Origin of the sequence: Pseudomonas sp. GZD-209 (assembly GCF_049310485.1) — a bacterium.
Taxonomy (GTDB): domain Bacteria; phylum Pseudomonadota; class Gammaproteobacteria; order Pseudomonadales; family Pseudomonadaceae; genus Aquipseudomonas; species Aquipseudomonas sichuanensis.
The window spans coordinates 1-2,831 of sequence record NZ_JBMOWQ010000241.1; the positions used below are offsets into that span (position 1 = coordinate 1).

At 66.0% G+C, this 2,831-nt stretch carries 4 protein-coding genes; 2 read left to right on the top strand and 2 right to left on the bottom strand.

Annotated features, from left to right (window positions below):
- The first annotated feature begins 132 nt into the window (after nt 1-132).
- Nucleotides 133-561 carry a DUF411 domain-containing protein gene (locus ACO6VM_RS24005; protein ID WP_125464796.1) on the top strand — a complete coding sequence of 143 codons (429 nt, stop codon included), beginning with the start codon at nt 133-135 and terminating at the stop codon, nt 559-561.
- Nucleotides 561-998, top strand: a complete 438-nt coding sequence (locus tag ACO6VM_RS24010; protein WP_422403894.1) for a YqaA family protein — start codon at nt 561-563, stop codon at nt 996-998. The genes ACO6VM_RS24005 and ACO6VM_RS24010 overlap by 1 nt, the downstream gene beginning before the upstream one ends.
- Before the next feature lie 41 nt (nt 999-1,039).
- Here ACO6VM_RS24010 and ACO6VM_RS24015 read toward each other — a convergent pair whose 3' ends face one another.
- The gene (locus ACO6VM_RS24015) at nt 1,040-1,621 is read right to left on the bottom strand and encodes a DinB family protein (RefSeq protein ID WP_422403895.1); all 582 of its coding nucleotides are present in this window, start codon (nt 1,619-1,621) and stop codon (nt 1,040-1,042) included.
- Between the two features lie 11 nt (nt 1,622-1,632).
- Nucleotides 1,633-2,733, bottom strand: coding sequence for a cell division protein ZapE (zapE, locus tag ACO6VM_RS24020; RefSeq protein ID WP_422403896.1), 1,101 nt, complete (start codon nt 2,731-2,733; stop codon nt 1,633-1,635).
- Nucleotides 2,734-2,831: the final 98 nt, after the last annotated feature.

A 2,831-nucleotide genomic window follows, 5' to 3' on the forward strand; every position in this document is an offset into this window, starting at 1 on the left:
CCCCCCCCCCTCGTGCCGTGAGAGAAAGTACCAGCACTACCCCCCCCCCCCCCCCCCCCCCCCCCCCCCCCCCACAGGGTCAGTAGTGTGCACTGATCAACAAGACGTATTTTGTTTCACAGGAGTTTCACCATGCTGCGCAAACACCTGCTCACCCTCGGCCTGCTGGCCGTCACCGGCCTGGCCCAGGCGGGCGAAACCATCGACGTGTACCGCGATCCCAACTGCGGCTGCTGCAAGGAATGGATCAAGCACCTGAGCGATAACGGCTTCACCGTCAATGACCACGTCGAACCGAACATGAGCGCGGTCAAGCAGCGCCTGGGCGTGGCGCCGCGCCTGGCGTCGTGCCACACCGGCGTGATCAACGGCAAGTTCGTCGAAGGCCATGTACCGGCCGAACAGGTGCGCCTGCTGGCCAAGCGCGACGACCTCAAGGGCCTCGCCGTCCCCGGCATGCCCATGGGCTCGCCGGGCATGGAAATGGGTGACCACAAGGATGCCTACCAGGTCATCGGCGTTACCCGCGACGGCCAGGACACCGTGGTCGCCAACTACTGATGCTCAGCCTCTGGGCGCTGTTCCTCAGCGCCTTCGGCGCTGCCACGCTGCTGCCACTGCAATCGGAAGCCGTGCTGGTCGGCCTGCTGCTGCGCGAGCCCGAGGCCTGGGCCACCCTGCTGCTGATCGCCACCCTGGGCAATGTGCTGGGCTCTGTCGTCAACTGGCTGCTGGGCCGGGCCATCGAGCACCTGCGCGACAAACGCTGGTTCCCGTTCAGCGCCAGCCAGCTTGAGCGCGCACAGCAGCGCTACCAGCGCTGGGGGCAGTGGTCGCTGCTGCTGAGCTGGATGCCGGTGATCGGCGACCCGCTCACGCTGATCGCCGGGATCATGCGTGAACCCTTCTGGCGCTTCCTGCTGCTGGTCACCCTGGCCAAGGGCGGGCGCTACATCGTGGTGGCGACGATTACCCTGGGCTGGTTTCACAGCGGGTAACGCCGTTCATTGACCGCTATTCACAACAGAGCGGCCCCCGTTCATTTGGGCCAGACCAGCTCTTCGCTCCAACCCAGCTCGGCGAAATCATTTGCCCGCAAGCCGGCCTCCTCCTCGCAGAAGAACTCATCCAGCTGCGGTGGCTTAACCGTCGTATCGCTGAGCATGGCGTGCACCTGCCCGCGGTGATGGATCTGGTGCTCGAACAGGTGCGCCAACACCCGCAGACGCTGCTCGCGCTGCACCCGCTCAGGGCGCACGATGCTCACATAACGCGCCAACTGGTCATCGCTCAACTGCCGGCAATAGCTGATCAGCCGCTGGTCGGCCTGGGCCTGTTGCGCCTGCAGGTCGCTGCAGGTGAGGAAGGGTTGCTCGGGCTGGAAGAAGCGCTCGCCATCCGGGTCGGGCGCCTCGCCGCGCTGCTCACACTCCAGCGCATCGAGGTAGAACCAGTCCACCGTCAGCAGGTGGTTGAGGGTGGCCTTGATCGAAGGGAAGAAACTGCATCGCGGGGCGACGAACTCGTCGTGGCTCAGTTGCAGGCAGGCCTTGTACAAACGGTGGTTGGCCCAGCCATTGTTGTAGGCCTGGGTCAGCAAGTGCTGCGACAGTGGCTGCATGGTCGGCTCCTTCAGGCGAAGCGTTGCAGTTGCATCTCCCGCAGCCGGCTCAGGGTCCGTTGGTACGGGAACGCCAGATACCCTTGAGTGTAGAGCGCATCCAGGGGAACCTCAGCTTCCAGGTACAGCGCCACCCGCCGGTCATAGCATTCGTCGACCAGGGCAATGAAGCGGCGCACGCTGTCATCCTTGGGCGCCAGCGTCGGCAGCAGGCGATCACCGGCCTCGACGCGCGCGGCGCCATCTTCGGTGCCGCGGGCAATGCGCCCGGCCTGCTGTACGCCACCGAGGGCCGGGATGCCACTGACCAGGATCGTCGGGAAGCGGTCGCACAAGCCCATGAAATCCATCGCCGCCAGGGGCTGCTCGCACAGGTCGCTGAAATGGCACCAGAGCGCGTGCTGGCTATGGCGCAGCGTACGGATCTGCCGGGAGCCGACCTGCAGCGGCTGATCGCTGCCAGGCGCCTCTGGGCTCAACTGACGAAACACGGCTTCGAGTGCGCTTGGCTGCCCGGGTTCGACAACCCAGTAACGCTGCCGCTCGGCGCCTGGGTGCAGGCGGTGGTCCTGCTCGCCGGCTACCGCCAATACCTGCATATGCCGTTCGATGGCGCCGATGGCCGGGAGGAAGCGCCCGCGGTTGAAGCCATCGCGGTAGAGCTGCGCAGGCGGCTGGTTGGAGGTGGCGACGATGACCACGCCGTGGTCGAACAGCACCTGGAACAGGCGGCCGAGAATGATCGCATCGCCAATATCGCTGACGAACAGTTCGTCGAAGCACAGCACCCGGATTTCTTCGGCCAGGCCGCTGGCCAGGGCCCTGAGTGGGTCGGCCGTGCCATTGAGCTGGAACAGCCGCTGGTGGACCCAGGCCATGAAATGGTGGAAGTGCTGGCGCCTGGCCGGAACCTTCAGGCAACGGTGGAACAGGTCCATCAGCCAGGTCTTGCCACGGCCGACCGGGCCCCAGAGGTACAGGCCCTGGGTGGGTTGGCGCTGGTGCAGGGCGTCGAAACAGCCCTGCAGGGCGGCGACAGCGGCGGCCTGGGCCGGGTCGGGGACGAAACCTCGGTCGTTGAGGGCCTGATGGTAGAGGGATTCGGGGGTCATGCCGGGCGATCTGATGGGAAAGGGCCATGGTACGACAGATTCGGCCCCATCGCGGGGGGGGGCCGATCCCGCCCGGGTGGAGAAGGTACCACCCCATC

What these genes read in the sequence shown, in the direction of transcription:
- ACO6VM_RS24010 (WP_422403894.1), top strand. Translation starts at nt 561, where the DNA reads ATGCTCAGCCTCTGGGCGCTGTTCCTCAGCGCCTTCGGCGCTGCCACG.
- ACO6VM_RS24005 (WP_125464796.1), top strand. Translation starts at nt 133, where the DNA reads ATGCTGCGCAAACACCTGCTCACCCTCGGCCTGCTGGCCGTCACCGGC.
- zapE (WP_422403896.1), bottom strand. Translation starts at nt 2,733, where the DNA reads ATGACCCCCGAATCCCTCTACCATCAGGCCCTCAACGACCGAGGTTTC.
- ACO6VM_RS24015 (WP_422403895.1), bottom strand. Translation starts at nt 1,621, where the DNA reads ATGCAGCCACTGTCGCAGCACTTGCTGACCCAGGCCTACAACAATGGC.